This is a genomic window from Candidatus Protofrankia californiensis, assembly GCF_900634765.1.
GTDB lineage: Bacteria > Actinomycetota > Actinomycetes > Frankiales > Frankiaceae > Protofrankia > Protofrankia californiensis.
In genome coordinates, this window is the sequence record NZ_CAAAFT010000408.1 from 1 (window position 1) to 1823 (window position 1823).

General features: G+C 69.3%; 1 protein-coding gene. It reads left to right on the forward strand.

Annotated elements, in window-relative coordinates; all coding sequences use genetic code 11:
* The first annotated feature begins 362 nt into the window (after window positions 1–362).
* A complete protein-coding gene (locus DD1DGNOD_RS20905; protein ID WP_131768215.1) occupies window positions 363–1754 on the forward strand; it encodes an acyl-CoA carboxylase subunit beta in 1392 nt (463 codons plus the stop codon).
* The last annotated feature ends 69 nt before the right edge of the window (window positions 1755–1823 follow it).

Consider the following 1823-nt stretch of genomic DNA (forward strand, 5'->3'; position numbering starts at 1 on the left):
TTTGCTTTCACCCCTGAAAACAGTAAATCCTCCGCCGGTCCTCGAGCCCGACATTCGAAATATCAGCGACTTCATTTCCAGCCAGATATTCACGGCGAACACCCGGCACTGACTGTCAGGCCCGGTCGGTGCCCGGCCAGCGTCCGGGTGTTCTCGTGTTCCACAACCAGCGGATCATCCGGCCCGACCGCTGCATGACGACGCAATCACGGGGAATTACCGGCAATTATGACGGGAAACCCGTGAGGACCCATCCGATCACAAACAGGAATAATGATCCGGTGGGCCCACCGATCGCAACGCGACCCGCGGGCAGTCGCCTGCTTTCGTCATCGGCCCCAGGGATCCCAAGGAGATAAACGGTGAGTCTCTCCACGCTCGAACGCACTGACCCGCGTGCTCCGTCGGCCCGGCTGGCCCAGTTCTTCGATCCTGGCACCTTCGAGTCCTTCGCCGCGGCGGACACCTCCGGTGTGATGGCGGGAGCGGGCACCGTCGAAGGCAACCCGGTGGTTGCCTTCGCCACCGACGCGGCCATCCAGGGCGGGGCGATGGGCCACGAGGGCTGCACCCGGATCGTCCACGCCATCGAGGCGGCGGTACGCCTTGGCCAGCCGGTGGTCGGAATCTGGCATTCCGGGGGGGCCCGGCTCCGGGAGGGTGTGGCCTCTCTCGACGGGGTCGGACGGGTGTTCGCGGCCACGGTCCGGGCATCCGGAAGGATTCCCCAGCTCTCCCTCGTGCTGGGCGCCGCCGCGGGTGGCGCCGCCTACGGCCCCGCGCTGACCGACATCATCGTGATGGGTCCGGACGCCAAGGTCTTCGTGACCGGTCCCGACGTCGTGCGGACGGTGACCGGCGAGGACTGCACCGCCGACAGCCTGGGCGGACCCGACGTGCACGCGCGCCGCAGCGGCGTCGTCGCCGTCACCTGTGACTCCGACGAAGCCGCCGTCGCCCGGACCCGCCGCCTGTGCGTACTGCTGGGCGACCAGGGCGACATCGGAGCAGTCCAGGCACGCGACCTCGGTGACCTGCTACCGGAGTCGCCACGCCGCGCCTACGACGTACGCCCGCTGGTGGCAGGCGTGCTCGACGACGACGTGGTCGAGCTCCACCCCAAGTGGGCACCGAACATCGTCACCGCTCTGGGTCGCCTCGGCGGGCGGACGGTGGGCGTGGTCGCCAACAACCCGCTGCGCCGCGGCGGCTGCCTGGATGCCACGTCCGCGGAGAAGGCATCACGCTTCGTCCGGATGTGCGACTCGTTCGGCGTGCCGCTGGTCGTCCTGGTCGACGTTCCCGGCTACCTTCCCGGTGTCGGCCAGGAATGGGAAGGCGTGGTCAGGCGCGGCGCGAAGCTGCTGTACGCGTTCGCCGAATGCACCGTGCCCCGCGTCACCGTCGTCACCCGCAAGGCCTACGGTGGCGCATACGTCGCCATGAACTCGCGCAGCCTGGGCGCGACGGCCGTGTTCGCCTGGCCGACCGCGGAGGTTGCGGTCATGGGAGCCGAAGCCGCCGTCGGGATCCTCCACCGGCGCGAGCTGGCCGAGGTCCCGACGCAGCGCCGTTCGGCCGTAGTTGCCGATCTTGCCGCCGAACACGTGCGCATGGTCGGTGGGATCGACCGCGCGGTGGAACTGGGCGTGGTGGACGCCGTGGTCACACCGGCAGCCACCAGGGCCGCGATCGCCGACGCCCTGGCCGGCGCCGCGGCGGGCGAGGCGAACCACGGCAACATCCCCCTGTAATGATCAGAAGACCTGGATAGTCACTCCGGCGCCCGTTGTTCCGGCCCCCCCGCCGGAACAACGGGCGGA